This window comes from Luteibacter sp. NPDC104163, from assembly GCF_055584245.1.
Map to the genome: position 1 here is coordinate 93,497 of NZ_JBVJMK010000013.1, position 19,088 is coordinate 112,584.

Genomic DNA, 19,088 nt, shown 5'->3' on the forward strand with positions numbered 1-19,088 from the left:
ATGGCCTAGAGCTCGATGATCCCGCGGCGCAGGGCGATCGCGACCGCGTGCGTGCGGTCATTGGCCTGCAGCTTGGCCAGGATGCTTTTCATGTGCGCCTTGACGGTTTCCTCGGCGATGCCGAGCAAGGCGGCAACGTCGCGGTTCGCCGCGCCGGTGGCGACGTGGGTCAGCACCTGGGTCTCGCGTGGGGTCAGCTCATCATCGTTCGCGTGGCCGGCCATCTCATGCGCGATCTCGTCGGGCACGCGGCGCTTGCCGTCCATCATCTGGGTGATCGTCGCGAGCATGTCCTTGCGCAGCTCGCTTTTCAGCAGGTAACCCTGCGCGCCGGCGCGGAATGCACGTAATGCCTGCACATCGCCGCGGTACGTCGTGAGCACGAGGATGCGCGCATCGGGAAACTCGGCGCGGATCGCCTCGATCGCGGCGATGCCACCCATGCCCGGCATCTGCAGGTCCATGAGGGTGAGGTCGGGGCGCAGCGTGCGGTAACGCTCGATCGCCTCCTCGCCGGTGCTCGCCTCGGCCACGAGCTGCAGCCCCGTCTGTCCTTCGAGCACGGCGGCGATCCCCTCGCGCAGGAGCGGGTGATCGTCGACAGTCATGATGCGGATGGTGGGCATGGCACGATGGTGGCAAGGTCGTGGGGGCGAGTATCGCCGATCCGCCCGGGTGGGGCATGCAACGACGTGCCCTCCACTGCGTTCCTGAGAGGATGGAATGAGCATGGCCAAGAAATCCGACCCACGAGGCACCCTGCGCACCGGCATGGGCGGCTGGACCTTCGCGCCCTGGCGCGGCGTGTTCTATCCCGACGGCCTGCCGCAGAAGCGCGAGCTTGAATACGCCGGCCAGCAGGTCGGCAGCATCGAGATCAACGGTACGTACTATCGCGCGCCCGCCCCGGACATCTACCGGCAGTGGGCGGAGACCGTGCCAGACGGCTTCGTGTTTTCGGTGAAGGCGCCACGCCACATCGTGCAGACCAAGCTGCTTGCCACCACCGCTGAGCGGGTAGGGCGCTTTATCGAGGGTGCCGTAAACCTCGGTGATCGCCTGGGCCCGCTGCTCTGGCAGTTCCTTCCCACGCGGCGTTTCGACCCTGACGACATCGCCGCCTTCCTCGACCTGCTGCCGGAGAAGGTGGACGGCGTGGCCCTGCGGCATGCCGTGGAAGTGCGTCACGAGAGTTTCCTCGACCCGCGCTGGGTCGAACTGGCCCGCGAGCGCGGGGTCGCCACCGTGTACACGGATTCACCCGACTACCCGAACCTGGCCGACCTCACCGGCCCCTTCGTCTATGCGCGGCTCATGCGCAGCCAGGCCAACCGGAAGACCGGCTACACGGCCAAGGCGCTTCAAGACATCGCGACGCTGACCGCGGCCTGGACCCGCGGCGAGGATCCCGCCGGCCTGCCGCACGTGGACCAGCCCCTGCCCAGGGGCAAGCCGCGGGATGCCTTCGTGTATTTCATCTCGGCGGCAAAAGAACGCAACCCGGCCGCGGCGATGGCGCTCGCCAGTGCCGCTGGCGTCGCATAATCCACCTACCCGATATCCCCAAGCGGAAGCCCCATGGACCGACTGATTCAGAACAGCCTGATCGACCTCTTCGCCGCGAACGACGTGGGCCTCGTGCCTGACGAAGACTGGCTGCTCACCGCGGACGACGATGGCTCGGACGACGGCGATTACCCGGCGATCCGCGGCATCTGGCACGACGGCAAGGACGGCGGCATGGGCCGCCTTGATGTCGATATCGTGCTCGACGAAGACCGCACCATCGAGGAAAGCTTCGGCGGTATCGGTGCCGGCAAGGTCGGCGTGCGCGACGCGCTGGATACCTTCGCCCGGAACGATTTCCACGTGGTGCTCGCCGCGTGCTGGCACGTGGTGAACCCGAAGAAGCTTGTCGTGCGCGAGCTCAGCGCCGGCGGCCATCGCTTCACGGCGTACATCGGCGATTTCACCCTGCGTGGTGAAAGCGATGCGCCGATGGAGATTCCCGAAGACGGGTTGTCAGCGCTCGAGGCGGCCATCGCCACGGCACCGCTCACCGAGGACATCCACTGGATCCGCGTGTTCTACGGCAACGTCGGCGACGGCAAGACCCAGGTCGAGGTGCTGCTCGACAACGAGCCGTGGGCCGCAGGGCACAAGGCCATCGGCTCGGTCGACTGGCCGCAGCACGAGCGCTACTACAGCCTGCGCAATTTCATCGCTTTGGTGCCCGCGGATTGAGGTCAATCCGCGTCGCGGAACGCGGGCCATTCCTCGGGGCGCATGATGTCGAACAGGCCTTCGCGCTTGGTGCGCCGGCCCAGCCGGAGCACTTCCGCGTCGCGCGAGAACACGATGGACGCGCGCGACGCGGCAGCGAGCTCCAGGAACTTCTGGTCGTCGGGGTCCTTGCAGCGCGGCGGCTTCTTCTCGCAAGCGAGCGGCGGGAGCACGCGCACCAGCGCATCGAAGCGTGAAACGGCGGCGGTGCGACGCGCCGCATCGAGCCTGAGCGTCGGGTAGTCCAGCACCGCCAGCCATTCCGCACGGCAATCGTCGCGCGTCACGGCTTCCACCTCACCCGCTTCGATCGCCGCGACCAGGGTCGCGGCTCGCGGGTCGCAGAAGACGAAGGCGTCCAGGCACACATTGGTGTCGAGGACGACCCGCACCGTCATGCAGCGGCTTCCGTAGCGAGCTTCGCGTGCTGTTCGGCGACCAGCGTGTACGAATGCTTGCGCGCCTCGTGGTCGAAGACCTGCGCGGTGATGATCAGCTCATCGGCCTGGGTGCGATCGATGAACGCCGCAAGGCCCTCGCGCACCGTATCCGGCGAGCCGACGACGGCGCAGGAAAGCGCATGGTCCACCTGGGCCTTTTCCATCGGCGTCCAGATGCCTTCCATGCTGTTCACGGGTGGCGGCAACTGGCCCGGCGCGCCACGGCGCAGGTTCCAGAACGCCTGCTGCTGCGAGGTGAACAGGCGGTTCGCTTCCTGGTCCGTATCCGCGGCAACGACATTGATGCCAAGCATCGCGTACGGCTTCGCCGACACCTCGGACGGGCGGAACATCGTCCGGTAGACGTCGAGCGCCTGCATCATCAGGTCGGGCGCGAAATGCGAGGCGAACGCGAACGGCAGGCCAAGTTCGGCCGAAAGGCGTGCGCTGAACAGGCTCGAGCCGAGCAGCCACAGCGGCACCTTCGTATCGATGCCGGGGACGGCACGCACGGTCTGGCCCGGCTGCAACGGCCCCAGGTAGTGCTGCAGCTCCACCACGTCATCCGGGAAGCGGTCGTCGCTGGAACCGAGGGCGCGGCGCAGCGCGCGTGCCGTTGCGTAGTCGGTGCCCGGCGCGCGGCCCAGGCCGAGGTCGATGCGGCCCGGGTACAGCGAGGCCAGCGTGCCGAACTGCTCAGCGATGACCAGCGGTGCGTGGTTGGGCAGCATGATGCCGCCGGAGCCCACGCGGATCGTCTTCGTCGCCTCGGCGATATAGCCGATGACCACCGCCGTGGCGGCGCTGGCGATGCCGGTCATGTTGTGGTGCTCGGCCAGCCAGTAGCGGTGGAAACCGAGCCGTTCGGCGTGGATGGCGAGATCGCGCGAGTGGCGCAGCGTATCGCCGGGCGTGGACCCGCGCGGGACGGGGGCAAGGTCGAGGACGGAAAACGGAATCATGGGGCAATCCTGGGGGTGTTCGGCACCGATCCCTTTCATATGGGCGGCGTTCGGCCAAAGGCAACCGCCGCTGCGCCCGCCGTCGTCAGGCGACCCCCGATGCGGCCTCAGGCCAGGCCCGATTTACCGGCGCCCCGCCACATGGTTTCCTGCGCCTCACCCCACGGATGGAGGTCCCATGAAGCCGCACCTTCGCTATGTCGCCGCATGCCTGCTTGCACTGCCGCTGGCGGCGCGGGCCGATCCCATGCAGGTCGACCGGTTCTTTGCCGTTCGCTCTCTGGAGGCGCCTGACCAGCCGGAAATCATCGTACGGATCAGTGAAACGGCGCGCGCCAATGCGTTCGCCAAGGCCATGCTCGCCGGGCAACCCGCGCGTCTCGCCAGCCGTATCGTCCAGCGGCCATCGGCCTGGAGCCCGGCGTGGCCTTTCTACACCGAGCGCCATCGTTTGCTGCCGATCGACACCCTGGTCGCGAGGTGCTCCACGCATGCGCCCGGCGAGCTCGCGCGACGTGTCGCCATGGGTGCGCGCATCCATGGCAACGCGTGGTGTCCGGCGGTGAAGGTCGTTCGCGAAATCAAACCATGAGCGACATGGCCTGCTGCGTTGATCGCCACAGGAAACAATCCGTTCGGCCCACCGATGCTCCGCGCGACAGCTTTGAGGCGGAAAATAGCGCCATCCACTCAACCAGTCCGGTTAACCCCGGGGGAGCACGACATGATCGACATCCGCCGTTTCAACACCCTTGGTGGCGCCAACCATGGCTGGCTCGATGCGAAGCATCATTTCTCGTTCGCCTCGTACCACGACCCGAAGCGGATGGGCTGGGGCGCGCTCCGCGTGTGGAACGATGACACCATCGCCGCGGGCACCGGCTTCCCGGCGCACCCGCATTCGGACATGGAGATCATCACCTACGTTCGCGAGGGTGCGATCACCCACGAGGACAGCCTGGGTAACAAGGGCCGCACCGAGGCGGGCGACGTCCAGGTGATGAGCGCCGGCACCGGCATCCGCCACGCCGAGTACAACGCCGAGCCGGGCACCACCCGGATCTTCCAGATCTGGATCATCCCGGATGGCGAACGCAAGGCACCGTCGTGGGGCACCCGCCCGTTCCCCAAGGGTGAGCGCTCGGGCCAGTTCGTGACCCTGGCCAGCGGTATCGAAGGCGACACGGATGCCCTGCCGATCCGCACCGATGCCCGCGTGCTCGGCGCCAGCCTGAAGGCCGGCGAGACCGCCGAGTACACGATCGGCGAGGGTCGCTTCGCCTACATGGTGCCGGCCGCCGGCAGCGTCGAGGTCAACGGCGAAACGCTCGGCAAGGGCGACGGCGCCGCCATCCGCGATGAGCGCGTGCTGCGCATCACCGCGAAGGAAGACGCGGAGCTGGTGCTGGTCGATACCGCTGCGTAACTGAAACTGTGGGAGCGCGCTCGCGCGCGATGGGGTTGCGGCAGGCACCCATCGCGCGCAAGCGCGCTCCCACAATGGCTTAGGCAACTACTTGCGCTTCATCAGCCCATTCGTGAACAGGTACGCCGCGGTCTGGTAGTACGTGATCGCGTCGTTCGCGTTCTTGTCGTCGTAGGTCGCCACCGGCGTCGCATCGCCGGTGGTTTCCTGCGGCAGCATTTCCTTCACCGGCTGGCGCGGTACCAGCGAGGCCATCATGCCGCCGTGCAGGTAGCCAAGTTCCTGGTAGGTGCTGAGGAACGCGCGCTCGCGGCCCGGCTCCAGCTTGAACAGGTCGTAGCCGTAGAAGCGCGAGGTATAGCTGAAGTTGAGCATGCCCAGCAGCGTCGGCGGGATATCGATCTGGCTCATCAGGCGATCGACCCGGCCCGGCGCCACGTGCTTCGGCGAATAGATGTACAGCGGGATGTGGTATCGGTCGATCGGCAGGCTGGTCTTGCCGGCGCTCGTCGCGCAATGGTCGGCGGTGATCACGAAGATCGTGTCATCGAACCACGGCTTGCTTGCGGCGCGCTTCAGGAAATCGGCGATCGCCCAGTCGGTGTACTGTACGGCGGCGCGACGCGAACCCTGCGGCAACGACACGCGGCCGGCCGGGAAGGTAAACGGCCGGTGGTTGGACGTGGTCATCACGTGGCCGAAGTACGGCTTGCCCTTCGCATAGGCGTCGTCCATGCGCTTCATGACCAGGGTGAACAGATCCTCGTCCGCCACACCCCACACGTTCTCCGCATGGATATCCTTGTCGGCGATCGCGTTGCGGTCGACGGCTTCGTACCCGTTGCTCGCGAAGAAGTGGTTCATGTTGTCGAAGTAGCCGTAGCCACCGTAGACGAACTCCGACTTGTAGCCCTTCTCGTTGAACACGTCCGCGAGCGACCACAGGCCTTCGTTATCGGGACGCTTCACGATGGATTCGCCCGGCGTCGGCGGCACGGAAAGCGACAGCGCTTCGAGGCCGCGAACGGTACGGGTGCCGTTCGCATAGAGGTTGCTGAAGAACAGGCTCTTCGACGCCAGCGCATCGAGGTTCGGCATCAGGTGCTTGTGCTGGCTGACCGACAAGCCCTCGACGTAATCGCCGGACAGGCTTTCGACGCTGATCAGCACGACGTTGAGCTTCTTTTCCGGACCGGCGTTCTCGATGCGCCGGGTGATATCCATCGGGTCGGTGGACGTGAACGTCGCATCCGGGGTTTTCAGCAGCGTGCGCAGTTCACCGAACGCCTGGTCCTTCGGCAGCGACGGGTAGTACTTCGCGTAGTCGAGCTCGTTATCGCGGAAGGCCGCGAAGAACTGGTAGGTACCATCGCCGGCCAGCTCGTTCATGTACTGGTTGCGCTGCCCGTCCTTCATGCCCGCGTCCACGCCAAAGCTCACGGCCACGGTCGCGACCAGCCAGCCGAGCACGACCGCACTGCGTCCGGCGAAGCGCGAGCCATCGTCGCCGAGTGCGAGCTTGCGCCGGCTCAACCAGACGATAACGACCGCGAGCAACGCGATCAGGGTGATCCAGGTGCCGATCGGGTACGACTGCTGGATGTTGCCCACGACCTCGTGCGTATAGACCAGGTAGTCCACGGCGATGAAGTTGAAGCGCGCGCTGAACTCACCCCAGAAGACCAGTTCGGCCACCGCCACGAACAGCGTGGCGAAGGCGAGCACCCAGGCGAAGCCCAGGAAGATCCGTCGGCCCCACCTGGACATGGCCGCGCGACGCGGCAGGAGCCACAGGACCAGCAACAGGGGCCAGGCCATATAGATGAAGGTGACCAGGTCGTAACCCAGGCCCACGCCGAAGACGTACAGCCACGAGCCCACGGAGTGCGGGATATCCTTGCCGGTTTTGATCAGGAGGATCAGGCGGACCACGAAGGCCACGGCGATGAACAGTACGCCGTACCAGGCCAGGGGCCTGAAGCGCTGGCGCAGCGCCTGGGGAGCAGATTGCATGGTGCCTCGCGATGGAACCGGCCAGCGGGGGCGCCAGCCATGTCGCAAAAGCGTAAGAAGCCGCGCTTACGAGCCCCTTTCCCCAACCTTAGCGCCAGCTTTCGCCCGCGGTATCCGCAACCACGGCAGGAACTTGCTCCCTGCCGCCGGGGCGCGCTCTGTGGCACCCTACACGACCTTACGAGCCAGAGTGGAGCCGCGGCACCGTGGAGCACGCATCGAGCACGGAGCTGCCGCCGAACCAACCTTCCCCGGGCAAGCGCGCGCTATATGCCACCCTGCTGCGCAGGGTGGGTGGCCCGCTGCTATCCGTGGCCCTGCTGTGCCTGGCCCTGTGGGCCCTGCACCTCATGGCCAGCGAGGTCAGCTACCGGCAGATCGGCAGCTACGTCCATGGCCTGCCCAATGCCGATATCGGCCTGGCGGTGCTGCTGACGGCCGCAGGCTTCGCCGTGATGACCCTGTACGACTGGTTCGGCCTGGCCAGTGTCGGCAAGCGGCTGCCGCCGAAGCGGGTTGGCTTCATCTCGTTCATCAGCTACGCGTTCTCCAATGCGCTGGGCATGTCACTGCTGGTTTCCGGCTCGATCCGCTACCGCTTCTATATCCAGGCCGGCCTGACCACCGGTGAGATCGCCCGGGTCGTGCTCTATACGACGCTCAGCTTCTGGCTGGGCCTCGCCGCCCTGACCGGCGCGACCCTGCTGTTCGTGCCGATCCCGCCCGAGGTGCCGCTTTCGGGGCTGCGCATCCCGCTGGCCATCGTGCTCGCCGCCGTGCCGCTGGCGTGGATGGCGATCGCCCTGTTCGTGCGCCGCCCGATCCGGGTGTGGCGCTGGGCCATCAATGCACCGACGCCCGCCATCGCGGCGCGCCAGATCCTGATCGGTGCCCTGGACTGGGGCCTCGCCGCCGGCGTGCTCTATGTCCTGATGCCCGAAGCCATCGTCGGCGGATTCGGGCATTTCCTCGCCATCTTCGTGCTCGCGCAGATGGCCGGCCTGATCAGCCACGTGCCGGGTGGCCTTGGTGTGTTCGAAGCGGTAATGCTCGCCGGGTTCGGCGCGACCGGTAACCACGGGCTCGAAGCGCCGATCCTGGGTTCGCTGGCCGCGTATCGGGCGGTCTACTACCTGCTGCCGCTTTGCGCCGCCACGCTCATGGTGGTCATCCGCGAGTTGCGGGCCTTGCGCCAGGCCGCCCTGATCACCCCCTGGTTCGCCAGCCTGCTCCCACCGTTCTTTGCGGGTCTCACCCTGGTCTGCGGCGCGGTGCTGCTCTTTTCCGGTGCGACCCTCGCGATCCCCGGGCGCATGGAGCTCCTGCGCGGATTCGTGCCCCTGCCGCTGGTCGAGGTCTCGCACTTCCTTTCCAGCGTCGTGGGCATGCTGCTGCTCATCCTGGCGCGCGGCCTGCAGCGCCGGCTCGATGCGGCGTACTGGCTGACCCTCGTCTTCCTCGTGCTCGGCGCCGTGCTGTCGATGCTGAAGGGCATCGATTACGAAGAGGCCACGCTGCTGACCCTGCTGGCATTGGCCCTGGCGCCAGCCCACCGGCATTTCTACCGCCGCGCGTCGCTGTTCCGCGCCACCTTCTCGCCGGGCTGGGTGCTGGCCATCGCCGCAGTGTTCGCCTGCGCGACCTGGCTGGTGTTCTTCAGCTTCAAGCACGTCGAATACAGCAACAACCTGTGGTGGGAGTTCAGCTTCCGCCACGGCGGGGCGCCGCGTGCCCTGCGTGCCCTCGTGGGCGCCGCCGCGGTCGTCATGCTGTTCGCTCTGGCCAACCTGATCCGGCCGGCGCGGCCGCGGCGCACGCGCCCGAGCGAGACCGAACTCGCCCGCGCCATGCCGCTGCTGAAGCAGTTCAGCTCCGCGCAGGCGCACCTGGCCCTGGTGGCCGACAAGACCCTGATGTTCGCGCCGGAAGATCGCGCCTTCATCATGTACGACATCGAAGGGCGCAGCTGGGTGGCCATGGGCGACCCGGTCGGCGAAGACGAGGATGCGCGGCGCGAGCTGGTCTGGAGCTTCCGCGAGGAGTGCGAGCGCGCTGGCGGCTGGCCGCTGTTCTACCAGGTGCGCCCGGAGGACCTTGACCTCTACCTCGAAGTCGGCATGAACCTGCTGAAGATCGGTGAGGAGGCGCGGGTTCGCCTGGAGACCTTCAACCTGGATGGCAAATCCAAGAAGACCCTGCGCGGCACGGTGAACAAGCTCTCCCGCGATGGCCTGCGCCTGGAGATCATCCCGACCGAAGCCGTGCCCGCGTACCTGCCACGGCTTAAACTGATCTCCGACGCATGGATGCGCGACAAGAAGGTCCGCGAGAAGCGCTTCTCGCTCGGCCTGTGGGACGAACGCTACCTGTCGCGCACGCCCATGGCGGTGATCTGGCAGGGCGACGAGTTGGTCGCCTTCGCCAACATGTTCCTTACCGAGTCGAAGGAAGAAGCTTCCGTCGACCTCATGCGCCACCTGCCCGAAGGCCCTGCCGGCATCATGGATTTCCTGTTCATCGAACTGATGACGTGGGCGAAAGCCAACGGCTATCGCTGGTTCAACCTGGGCATGGCCCCGCTCTCGGGGTTGCAGAACCGCCGCACCGCGCCGCTGTGGAGCCGTTTCGGCGCCATGGTGTTCGGCCGCGGCGAGCGCTTCTACAACTTCCGCGGCCTGCACCGCTACAAGGACAAGTTCGATCCCGAGTGGGAGCCGCGCTATATCGCGGTGCCCGGCGGCATCGCCCTGCCGCTGGCCCTGGCCAACGTCGCCAGCCTTATTTCCGGCGGCCTGGGCGGAGTGGTGCGCCGGTGAGGAAGGTTCTTCGTTTTACCGGCATCGCCTTCGTTGTCCTGCTCGTCGTAGCGTTCCTCGGCTGGCACCCGTGGACACGCGCCTCGCTCGAAAGCGCCACCGTGGAGCTGCCTGCCCTGAAGGCGCCGCCCGCGGGCGAGGAAGACCTGATGGTAATCATCTATTCCGGCGACGGCGGCTGGTGGGATCTCGACCAGCGGCTCGGCGCGGTGTTCACCCAGCGCGGCGTGCCCGTGGTGGGCCTCAGCACGTTCAAGTACTTCTGGCGCTACCGGGCACCGCAGGAATCCGCCCACGACCTGGACCGGCTGATCGACAAGTACACGAAGCAGTGGGGCAAGACCCGCGTGCTGCTGGTGGGCTATTCGTTCGGTGCCGACGTGCTGCCCACGCTGGTGGACCAGATGCGCGTGGACAACCGCGGCCGCCTGAGCCAGCTGGTACTGCTCTCGGCCAGCCGCGACGTGAATTTCGAGATCGAGCTCGAGGGCTACATGCACCAGGGCTGGTGGACCACGGCCACGCATAGCCTGCTGCAGTGGCTGAACCCGGTCGTCCATTCCGACGCCATGCCGCCCATCGCGGCCCTGGCGGGCAAGCCGCCGGTGGCCTGCTATTACGGCGCGGAAGATGCTGACGACAGCGGCTGCACGGATCCGAAGTTGCCGTCGTTCGTCACGGTGTACAAAAAGCCCGGTTCCCATCACTTTGATGAAAACTACGAACAGCTGGCCACCGAGCTGATTTCGCGCATGCCCCCACGGGTGTTGCCCGCCAACGTCTCCACGCGGCCTTAACGCGCTCCTGCCGGATTCGCGGGTGGATTTCTGTCACTGAAAATTCACCTGCGTGCCACCGGAATTTTCGCTTCGGACGCTCAACCTGAGCGTCCGGGCGGGAAGAGCAGGAGACGAGCCATGCAGAGAGAACCGGGTAAACGCGACTACGGAACGGCTGATTGCGCAGCGCTTCGCTCGCTGGCCAGTCGTGGCGTGCCGGTCCCCCAGCAGGCCCGGCCCGCCCCTCGCCCGACCACCCATCCCCAGCCGCGTCCGGCACGCCCGCGTCGCGACTCGCCGACGCCTGCCTGAACGGCAGGCGTGCTTCGGTGCGGCCAGAAGCAAATCGGGCCTATTTTTAAGAATCCTCCTATATCCCGCGCGCCGTGCCGTGGGTAAGACTTAGCGCGTCGCCGATGACCGATCCGACGGCAGGATGCCGTCCGTCCCTAGCGCCAGGATCGATCCCCCCCTTCATCGGCGATAGCGCCGCGCCGGCCAGACCGGGCCGCGTGTAGGTGGCAAATGCCACCAGACCCAGGGACGGTCACCATGGCCCTCCGCGTGAGCGCGAGGGCCATGTCTTGACGGGGTACTCGCGGCGTCCGCCGCTACACTGAAGGCATGGGTTGCCTTCCTCTTCCGATATTCCTCTTGCTCGGCTGCGGCATCGGCTGGATCGCTGGCGAGAAAACCGGTGCCGTCTACGGCGCGGTCGCCGGGCTGGCTATCGGGCTGGTGCTTACCTTCCTGCTGTTTCGCGCGATGCGCAGGGGTAACCGCTAGTCGCTACTGGGCATGGCCGAAGAACACGGAGACGCCCAGGCCTGCGATGACGGATGGGCCGTGGCCGGCTATGCGGTGCAGGGCATATGCGTCGAGCTGCAGGTGGTCGCCGATGTCATAGGCGACGCCGCCGCCTGCCTGGAGTTCGTTGCCGTCATCCGCATCGTGGATCGCGTCGGCTTCGACGTACGCCATCCAGTTATCACCGATCTTGCGGCCGAAGGTGGGCGCCAGTGTCCACGTGTTACGGCCCTTCAGGCGATCGAGGTTCGCGTACAGGGTGTTCTGCTGCGTATCGCTCGGCTTCCACTGCATGGTGGTGCCCAGGCTGTACTGTTTCGCGCCGTTGCCGAAATCTTCGTCGCCGTTCGCGAAGGTGACTTCGCCGAGCGCGGCCCAGGTGAATGCGCCGTCCGCATTGGAGCCGGCGGGCGCGTATTTCATGGCGACGCTGGTATCGCCGTGGCCCGTTGCGTGGCGGCGTGAGCCCTGCCCACGTTCCTCGAGGCGATTCCAGGCCGAGCCGCCGAGCTGGAATTCGATCGGGCCGCCGGTGCCGATGCGCAGGACGGAATCGGCGGTGTACGTGCGGTCGAGGAAGCCGTCCGCGCGCTGGCGTTCGTAGCTGGGCAGGCCCTGCTCGAGTGCGACCGTGCCCGCTGGCAGGACGCTGGTGGCGAAGCCCGCACCGGGGCGGTCGAAGTCGGGCGGGTCGGCCAGCGCAATCGTTGGCGTGAGGAGCAGGAAGGCGGCGAGGGCAGGGCGCAGGTTCATGCGGCGCATTGTGACAAGCGCCGATGTCGCGTGGATGCGAAGGCCCGACTTATGGGCTGTGGGAGTGAGCTTGCGAACGAGGGTCCGCGGAAGAGCATCGCTCGCAAGCTCGCTCCCACAACATCAGGGGGCTTTTACTACCGGGAAGCTTTCGGGCAGGTCGAGCTTCGCGTCGCCGGCGAAGTCTTCCGCGGAGCGGCCGAGCTTCAGCTGGTAGGTGCCCGCGGCGATGTGCCAGCGCTTGCCGGCGTCGTCCCAGCGGGCGAGCGCCAGCGGCTCCAGCGGGATATCGACGCGGCGGCTGTCGCCGGGCTTCAGCATCACCTTGGTCCAGCCGGCAAGGCGGCGCGTACCGCCCGACGGGCCCGTGGCGTAGACCTGGGGCACATCGGCACCGGCGGTCTTGCCGGTGTTCTTCACCGTCACGTGGGCGACGGCGCGGCCCTGCTTGTCCTTGCCGACTTCGAAACCGCTGTAGTCGAACGAGGTATAGGTGAGGCCATAGCCGAACGCGAACAGCGGCTGGCGCTTCGTCTTCTCGAACCAGCGGTAACCGACGTCCGCGCCTTCGATGTTGTAGTCGATGGTGTCGGCCGGCTTCTCCTTGCTGTTCAGGCCGGCGCCCTGGATCGTGGCGCGGACCAGCTGCGAATCGTCCTTCGGCCACGACAGCGGCAGGCGGCCGCTCGGCGCGACATCGCCGTAGAGCAGGCGGGTAATCGCATCGCCACCGCCCGAGCCCGGGTACCACGCCTGCATCACGGCGCCGACCTGGTCGAGCCAGGGCATCGCCACCGCGCCATTGGTCTCGAGCACCACGACGGTGTGCGGGTTGGCCTTGGCCACGGCAGCGACCACGGCGTCCTGGTTATCCGGCAGCGAAAGATCCGGCGCATCGAACGACTCGGCCGCCCACTTGGTGACGAACACCACGGCGACATCCGCGCCCGCCGCAGCTTTCGCGGCGGCCACCGGGTCGGTGCCCGCATCGAACGTGACCTTGCTCGCGCGCTTGCCGATGAAGGTGAGCGGCGCCGACGGGTGGAACACGAGCGGGCCGGGCCACGACGTGGGCTCGGCGCCCTGCAGCGGATTGCCGTTGACGTCGGTGACCGCCGACGAACCACCACCGGCCATCACGCCCTTGTCCGCATGGCCACCGATGACGGCGACCGACTTGCCCTTCGCCAGCGGCAGCAGCGAGCCTTCGTTGCGCAGGAGCACGGCGCCCGCTTCCAGGGCGCTGCGTGCGACCACGCGATCGGCCTCGTAAGGCACCGTCGTGGCCTTCACCGGCACCGGGTTATCCAGCACGCCATGGACGAAGAAGCTGCGCAGGATCCGCTTCGCCATGTCGTCCAGGCGGGCCTTGCTGACTTCACCCTTCGCGACGGCCTCGCGCAGCGGCTTGTCGAAGAAAACCTCCGCATCGAACACTTCGCCCGCCGATTCCTGGTCCAGGCCTGCGTTCGCGGCCTTGGCGCCGCTGTGCGCACCGCCCCAGTCGGACATCACCCAGCCCTTGAAGCCCCACTCCTTCTTCAGCACCTGGTTGAGCAGCCAGTCGTGCTCACCCGCGTAGGTGCCGTTGACCTTGTTATAGGCCGACATGACCGAGCCCGGGTCGCCATGGGCGATGCCGATCTCGAAGGCCAGCAGGTCCGACTCGCGCAGCGCGACCGGGTCGATCTGCGAGCTGATCGTGTTGCGGCCCGATTCCACGTCGTTGGCCGCGAAGTGCTTGATGGTCGCGACCACCTGGCGTTCCTGCACGCCCTTGATCGTGGCGCCGACGATGGTGCCGGCGAGCACCGGGTCCTCGCCCGCGTACTCGAAGTTACGGCCGTTGCGCGGGTCACGCAGCAGGTTCGTGCCACCGGAGAGCAGCACGTTGTAGCCCTTGGCGCGTGCTTCGCCGCCGATCATCCGGCCACCGGCGTGGGCCACGGCGGGATCGAAGCTGGCGGCGGCGGCAAGGCTGGCCGGCAGTGAGATGGCGCCCTTGTTATCGACACCGGGCTTGGTGACGCCGAGACCGGCATCCGTCTCCTGGATGGCCGGGAGGCCCAGGCGCGGCATCGCGGGAATGAAGCCCGCGTTACCCAGCGCGCCTTCTGGCTGCGGGTGCTTGTCGCTCTTCATGCCGAAGTCGGTGCGGATGAGGCGGAATTTCTCATCGTCCGTCATGGCCGCCACCAGCAGCTCGGCGCGCTTGTCCGCGGAAAGCGAGCGATCCATCCAGGGGTGGGCCGGGGATGTGGCGGCGCTGGCGGTGCCGGCGAGCCCGGCGGTGATGGCGAGGGCGAAGGCGGTGCGGCGGACGGTATCGACCATGATGAGGCATCCAGGATTGAACAAACGCCTCACGATGGTCCAGTAACGCTTACATCGCAACCCGCGAGACGCCGCGGGTGTACCCTCGAGGCTTGTCGATGGCGGCTTTCGCCCCCATCTATGTCATTGAATGAATTCACAAACGTCAATGCCACTCAGCGCTTTCCATCCCGCCGTGTCCGCCTGGTTCGAAGCCACCTTCCCTGCGCCCACGGAGGCGCAGGTCGCGGCGTGGCCGGCGATCCGTTCGGGCCGGCATACGCTGGTCGCCGCGCCGACCGGCTCGGGCAAGACACTCACCGCTTTCCTCTCGGCCATCGACATGCTGGTACGCGAGGGCGTGGAGGAAGGCGGCCTGCGCGACCGCACCACGATCCTTTACGTCTCGCCGCTGAAGGCGCTGTCGAACGACATCCGCATCAACCTGGAGGCACCGCTGGCCGGCATCCGCGAGGAGCTGCGCAAGCAGGGCCTGCCGGATGTCGAGATCCGCACGGCGGTGCGCACGGGCGATACCCCGTCGGCGGATCGCGAGCGCATGCGCAAGCGGCCGCCGCACATCCTGGTCACCACGCCGGAATCGCTTTACGTGCTGCTCGGCTCCGAGTCGGGCCGGGCCATGTTGCGCAACATCCGCGAAGTCATCGTGGACGAGATCCATGCCGTGGCCGCCAGCAAGCGCGGCAGCCACATGGCGGTTTCGCTGGAGCGGCTGGAAGGACTCGCGCAGCGCCGGCTCGTGCGCATCGGCCTGTCGGCCACGCAGAAGCCGATCGAGAAGGTGGCGGCGTTCCTCACCGGCGACGACGACTGCGCCATCGTCGACATCGGCCACGCCCGGAAGCGCGACCTCGCGCTGGAGGTGCCACCGGTGCCGCTCGAGGCGGTGATGTCGAACGACATGTGGGAGCTGGTCTACAACCGGCTCGGCAACCTGATCGAGCAGCACCGCACGACGCTGGTGTTCGTGAACACGCGGCGCATGGCCGAGCGCGTGTCACGCCACCTCTCCGAGCGCCTGGGCACCGATGCGGTCACCGCCCACCACGGCAGCCTTTCGCGTGAACAGCGGCTCGACGCCGAGCAGCGCCTGAAGGCGGGCTCGTTGCGCGCGCTGGTCGCCACCGCGTCGCTCGAGCTCGGCATCGATATCGGTGACGTGGACCTGGTCTGCCAGATCGCATCGCCGCGCTCGATCGCCGCGTTCCTGCAGCGCGCCGGTCGCGCCGGCCACGCCGTGGGCGGGACACCGAAAGCGCGGCTGTTCCCGACCTCGCGCGATGACCTCGTCGAATGCGCGGCGCTGCTCGATTGCGTGCGCCGTGGCGAACTCGATGCGCTGATCATGCCGCACCAGCCGCTCGACGTACTGGCCCAGCAGATCGTCGCCGAAGTGGCCTGCCAGGAGTGGGATGAGGACGCGCTGTTCGACCTGATCCGTCGCGCCTATCCATTCCGCGAGCTCAAGCGCGAGACCTTCGATGAAGTCGTCCGCATGCTGGCCGATGGCTTCAGCACGCGCGTCGGTCCGCGCGGCTCGTACATCCACCGCGATGCGGTGAACAAGCGCCTGCGCGAACGGCGTGGCGCGCGGCTCACCGCGGTCACTTCGGGCGGCACCATTCCCGAGACCGGCGACTACAACGTGCTGCTCGAGCCGCAGTCCACCATCGTGGGTACGGTGAACGAGGACTTCGCGATCGAAAGCCTCGCCGGTGACGTGTTCCAGCTCGGCAACCGCTCCTACCGGATCCTGCGTGTCGAAATGGGCCGCCTGCGCGTGGAAGACGCGCAAGGCGCGCCGCCGAACATCCCGTTCTGGCTGGGCGAGGCACCGGGGCGCACCGATGAGCTTTCGATCGGCGTGGCTCGGTTGCGTACCGAGATCGCGGAGCAGTTCGACCTGGGCGGGCGTGAAGCCGGCCTGGCCTGGCTCATGGCCGAGTTGGGCATGGCAAAGCCCGCCGCCGAGCAGATCGTCGATTACCTGTTCCGCGCCCGTGCGGCACTCGGTGCATTGCCGACGCGCGATACGCTGGTCATGGAGCGCTTCTTCGATGAATCCGGTGGTACGCAGCTGATCATCCACACGCCGTTCGGGAGCCGGATCAACAAGGCGTGGGGCCTGGCGCTACGCAAGCGCTTCTGCCGCAAGTTCAACTTCGAACTGCAGGCCGCCGCCACCGAAGACGCGATCATCCTTTCGCTCTCCACCAGCCACAGCTTCCCGCTGGAAGAAGTCTCGCGTTACCTGCATTCCGCGAGTGCCGAGCACGTGCTCGTGCAGGCCCTGCTCGATGCGCCGCTGTTCGGCGTGCGCTGGCGCTGGAACGCCACGACCGCGCTGGCCCTGCCGCGCTTCACCGGTGGCAAGAAGGTCGCACCGCAGCTGCAGCGCATGAAGAGCGAGGACCTGCTCGCCACCGTGTTTCCCGACCAGGTCGCCTGCCAGGAAAACATCGTGGGCGAACGCGAGGTACCGGATCATCCACTGGTGAACCAGACGCTCGATGACTGCCTGCACGAAGCCATGGACACCGAAGGCTGGCTCGCGGTGCTGCGTGGCATGGAGGGCGGCAGTATCCGCGTCGTGGCGCGTGATCTCGCCACGCCGTCGCCGCTGGCGGCGGAGGTGCTGAGCGCCGCGCCTTACGCGTTCCTCGACGATGCACCACTGGAGGAACGGCGCACGCAGGCGGTGCAGTCGCGTCGCTGGAACGAGGCCGAGAGTGCCGACGACCTCGGCCGGCTGGACCTGGATGCGATCGCCTCCGTGCGCGAGGAAGCCTGGCCTGAAGCGCGCAGTGCCGATGAAATGCACGAAGCGCTGATGCTGCTCGGCGGGGTCACGCTGGACGAAGTGCGCGACAACGGCTGGGCGCAGCTGCTGCAGGCGCTGGCGAAGGACGCGCGCGCGACGCTGTTCTCCGCAGGCGGCATGTCGATATGGGTAGCGGCCGAGCGTCTGCCTGCGTGGCATGCAGTCCACGCCGACGCGGCGATGCAACCCGCGATCGCCGCGCCTGCGGAGTACGCCGCCCAGGCGTGGACGCGCGAAGCCGCGCTGGTCGATATCGTGCGCGGCCGGCTTGGAGGCCTGGGCGTGGTCGAGGAGCGCAGCCTTGCGCCTGGCCTCGGCGTGGATCCCATGGATATCGCGCTGGCGCTCGCTGCGCTGGAGAGCGAAGGGTATGTCATGCGCGGCCCGTTCTCGCCGGGCGCCACCGAAACCGAATGGTGTGAACGCCATCTGCTGGCGCGCATCCACCGTTACACCATCGGCCGCCTGCGCCGCGAGATCGAGCCGGTGGCACCGCGCGACTTCCTGCGCTTCCTGCTCGACTGGCAGCACGTAACCCGGGCGACGCAGGTGTCGGGACCCGACGCGCTGGCGGGCGTCATCGGCCAGCTCGAAGGCTATGAGGCGGCGGCCGGCGCGTGGGAATCGGAACTGCTGCCCTCGCGCGTCAGCGATTACAGCATCGGCTGGCTGGATGACCTCTGCCGTGCCGGTCGCACGGTCTGGAGCCGGCTGCGCCTCGGTACGGGAACCGGCGGTCCGGTGCGGGCCACGCCGATCGTGCTGCTGCCGCGCCGCCAGTTGCCGGTGTGGTCGGCCGCTGCGCCCGCGGCATCGGATGAACTGAAGCTCTCGTCGCGCGCGGAAGCCGTGGAGGAAGCCCTGCGCGATGAGGGCGCGTTGTTCTTCGACGAACTGGCCTCGATCACCCGCCTGCTGCGCACGGAGCTCGAGGATGCGCTGGGCGAACTGGTGGCAGCCGGCCGCGTTACCGCGGACAGCTTCGCCGGCCTGCGTGCCTTGCTCCTGCCTTCGTCCAAACGGAACAGCGGCCGGGCACGGCGCACGCGGCGAAGCATGCTCAGCGGCATTGAGGATGCGGGCCGCTGGTCGCTGGCGCGCCGTTCGCGCGAGGAACGCAATGACGCCGACGGGATGGAACACATCGCGCGCACCCTGCTGCGCCGCTACGGCGTCGTGAGCTGGCGCATCCTGGAACGCGAGGCCGCGTGGTTGCCTGCGTGGCGTGACCTGCGCCGGGTCTATCACCGGCTGGAGGCACGAGGCGAAATCCGCGGCGGGCGTTTTGTCGACGGGCTGGTTGGTGAGCAGTTCGCCTTGCCCGAGGCCTTGCCGGCGCTACGCCAGATCCGCCACCGCGAACACGATGGCGAGATCGTATGCATCGCCGCGACCGATCCGTTGAACCTGGTCGGCGGGATCGTCGCCGGAACGAAGGTGCCGGCGAACATCGGTAACCGCATCGCCATCCGCGACGGCCTGCCGCTGGCAGCGATGGTGGCGGGGAAGTTCGTGGTCATCGGCGAGGTATCGCCGGAGGAAGAGCGCGAGGCACGCGGTGCGCTGCAGCGGCGTGCCGATATGCGCGTTCCCGCCTGACCGATCGCGCGCAAGCGCGCTCCCACAAGAGCTACAAAGGCTACGGCTGCCTTGT

14 protein-coding genes are annotated in these 19,088 nt (G+C 67.4%); 8 read left to right on the forward strand and 6 right to left on the reverse strand.

The genetic code is table 11. The features are described 5' to 3' along the window. Window positions 1-5: 5 nt before the first annotated feature. Entirely contained in the window at window positions 6-626 is a 621-nt protein-coding gene (locus tag ACZ6YI_RS15885) for a response regulator (RefSeq protein WP_440328643.1), read from the reverse strand. A 103-nt stretch (window positions 627-729) separates the two neighbouring features. On the opposite strand from ACZ6YI_RS15885, the gene ACZ6YI_RS15890 reads away from it, so the two are divergent. Then, window positions 730-1,545: a DUF72 domain-containing protein gene (locus ACZ6YI_RS15890; protein WP_465779512.1), complete on the forward strand. Its 816-nt coding sequence runs from the start codon at window positions 730-732 to the stop codon at window positions 1,543-1,545. A 33-nt stretch (window positions 1,546-1,578) separates the two neighbouring features. After that, window positions 1,579-2,244: a DUF6348 family protein gene (locus tag ACZ6YI_RS15895; protein ID WP_465779513.1), complete on the forward strand. Its 666-nt coding sequence runs from the start codon at window positions 1,579-1,581 to the stop codon at window positions 2,242-2,244. A gap of 2 nt (window positions 2,245-2,246) precedes the next feature. On the opposite strand, the gene ACZ6YI_RS15900 is transcribed toward ACZ6YI_RS15895, so the two are convergent. Both ACZ6YI_RS15900 and ACZ6YI_RS15905 read right to left on the reverse strand, forming a co-directional pair. After that, entirely contained in the window at window positions 2,247-2,681 is a 435-nt protein-coding gene (locus ACZ6YI_RS15900) for a putative toxin-antitoxin system toxin component, PIN family (RefSeq protein WP_465779514.1), read from the reverse strand. Further along, a complete protein-coding gene (locus tag ACZ6YI_RS15905) occupies window positions 2,678-3,685 on the reverse strand; it encodes an LLM class flavin-dependent oxidoreductase (RefSeq protein WP_465779515.1) in 1,008 nt (335 codons plus the stop codon). The genes ACZ6YI_RS15900 and ACZ6YI_RS15905 overlap by 4 nt, the downstream gene beginning before the upstream one ends. A 178-nt stretch (window positions 3,686-3,863) precedes the next feature. Between ACZ6YI_RS15905 and ACZ6YI_RS15910 the strand changes: the two genes are divergently transcribed. Then, entirely contained in the window at window positions 3,864-4,277 is a 414-nt protein-coding gene (locus ACZ6YI_RS15910) for a hypothetical protein (RefSeq protein WP_465779516.1), read from the forward strand. A 132-nt stretch (window positions 4,278-4,409) separates the two neighbouring features. After that, complete coding sequence (locus ACZ6YI_RS15915) at window positions 4,410-5,111, forward strand: pirin family protein (RefSeq protein WP_440328652.1); 702 nt, start codon at window positions 4,410-4,412, stop codon at window positions 5,109-5,111. A gap of 87 nt (window positions 5,112-5,198) precedes the next feature. On the opposite strand, the gene ACZ6YI_RS15920 is transcribed toward ACZ6YI_RS15915, so the two are convergent. Then, window positions 5,199-7,124 (reverse strand): LTA synthase family protein, encoded by a 1,926-nt coding sequence (locus ACZ6YI_RS15920; RefSeq protein ID WP_465779517.1) that lies wholly within the window; start codon window positions 7,122-7,124, stop codon window positions 5,199-5,201. A gap of 206 nt (window positions 7,125-7,330) precedes the next feature. Between ACZ6YI_RS15920 and mprF the strand changes: the two genes are divergently transcribed. The 3 genes from mprF to ACZ6YI_RS15935 all read left to right on the forward strand — a co-directional run bounded on the left by mprF (window position 7,331) and on the right by ACZ6YI_RS15935 (window position 11,505). Next, window positions 7,331-9,940 (forward strand): bifunctional lysylphosphatidylglycerol flippase/synthetase MprF, encoded by a 2,610-nt coding sequence (gene mprF / locus ACZ6YI_RS15925; RefSeq protein ID WP_465779518.1) that lies wholly within the window; start codon window positions 7,331-7,333, stop codon window positions 9,938-9,940. Continuing rightward, entirely contained in the window at window positions 9,937-10,737 is an 801-nt protein-coding gene (locus ACZ6YI_RS15930; RefSeq protein WP_465779519.1) for an AcvB/VirJ family lysyl-phosphatidylglycerol hydrolase, read from the forward strand. Before mprF ends, ACZ6YI_RS15930 begins: the two co-directional genes overlap by 4 nt. A 606-nt stretch (window positions 10,738-11,343) precedes the next feature. After that, window positions 11,344-11,505, forward strand: a complete 162-nt coding sequence (locus tag ACZ6YI_RS15935; protein ID WP_465779520.1) for a hypothetical protein — start codon at window positions 11,344-11,346, stop codon at window positions 11,503-11,505. A gap of 3 nt (window positions 11,506-11,508) precedes the next feature. Here ACZ6YI_RS15935 and ACZ6YI_RS15940 read toward each other — a convergent pair whose 3' ends face one another. Together ACZ6YI_RS15940 and ACZ6YI_RS15945 are read right to left on the reverse strand one after the other, a co-directional pair. Beyond that, window positions 11,509-12,279, reverse strand: a complete 771-nt coding sequence (locus ACZ6YI_RS15940; RefSeq protein ID WP_465779521.1) for a transporter — start codon at window positions 12,277-12,279, stop codon at window positions 11,509-11,511. A gap of 123 nt (window positions 12,280-12,402) precedes the next feature. After that, a complete protein-coding gene (locus ACZ6YI_RS15945; protein WP_465779522.1) occupies window positions 12,403-14,613 on the reverse strand; it encodes a glycoside hydrolase family 3 C-terminal domain-containing protein in 2,211 nt (736 codons plus the stop codon). 148 nt (window positions 14,614-14,761) lie between these two features. Between ACZ6YI_RS15945 and ACZ6YI_RS15950 the strand changes: the two genes are divergently transcribed. Beyond that, the gene (locus tag ACZ6YI_RS15950) at window positions 14,762-19,033 is read left to right on the forward strand and encodes a DEAD/DEAH box helicase (protein ID WP_465779523.1); all 4,272 of its coding nucleotides are present in this window, start codon (window positions 14,762-14,764) and stop codon (window positions 19,031-19,033) included. The last annotated feature ends 55 nt before the right edge of the window (window positions 19,034-19,088 follow it).

Bases quoted from the DNA above. Each gene is read 5' to 3' on its own strand.
- ACZ6YI_RS15885 (WP_440328643.1), bottom strand. From the start codon at position 626: ATGCCCACCATCCGCATCATGACTGTCGACGATCACCCGCTCCTGCGC.
- ACZ6YI_RS15890 (WP_465779512.1), top strand. From the start codon at position 730: ATGGCCAAGAAATCCGACCCACGAGGCACCCTGCGCACCGGCATGGGC.
- ACZ6YI_RS15895 (WP_465779513.1), top strand. From the start codon at position 1,579: ATGGACCGACTGATTCAGAACAGCCTGATCGACCTCTTCGCCGCGAAC.
- ACZ6YI_RS15900 (WP_465779514.1), bottom strand. From the start codon at position 2,681: ATGACGGTGCGGGTCGTCCTCGACACCAATGTGTGCCTGGACGCCTTC.
- ACZ6YI_RS15905 (WP_465779515.1), bottom strand. From the start codon at position 3,685: ATGATTCCGTTTTCCGTCCTCGACCTTGCCCCCGTCCCGCGCGGGTCC.
- ACZ6YI_RS15910 (WP_465779516.1), top strand. From the start codon at position 3,864: ATGAAGCCGCACCTTCGCTATGTCGCCGCATGCCTGCTTGCACTGCCG.
- ACZ6YI_RS15915 (WP_440328652.1), top strand. From the start codon at position 4,410: ATGATCGACATCCGCCGTTTCAACACCCTTGGTGGCGCCAACCATGGC.
- ACZ6YI_RS15920 (WP_465779517.1), bottom strand. From the start codon at position 7,124: ATGCAATCTGCTCCCCAGGCGCTGCGCCAGCGCTTCAGGCCCCTGGCC.
- ACZ6YI_RS15935 (WP_465779520.1), top strand. From the start codon at position 11,344: ATGGGTTGCCTTCCTCTTCCGATATTCCTCTTGCTCGGCTGCGGCATC.
- ACZ6YI_RS15940 (WP_465779521.1), bottom strand. From the start codon at position 12,279: ATGAACCTGCGCCCTGCCCTCGCCGCCTTCCTGCTCCTCACGCCAACG.
- ACZ6YI_RS15945 (WP_465779522.1), bottom strand. From the start codon at position 14,613: ATGGTCGATACCGTCCGCCGCACCGCCTTCGCCCTCGCCATCACCGCC.
- ACZ6YI_RS15950 (WP_465779523.1), top strand. From the start codon at position 14,762: ATGCCACTCAGCGCTTTCCATCCCGCCGTGTCCGCCTGGTTCGAAGCC.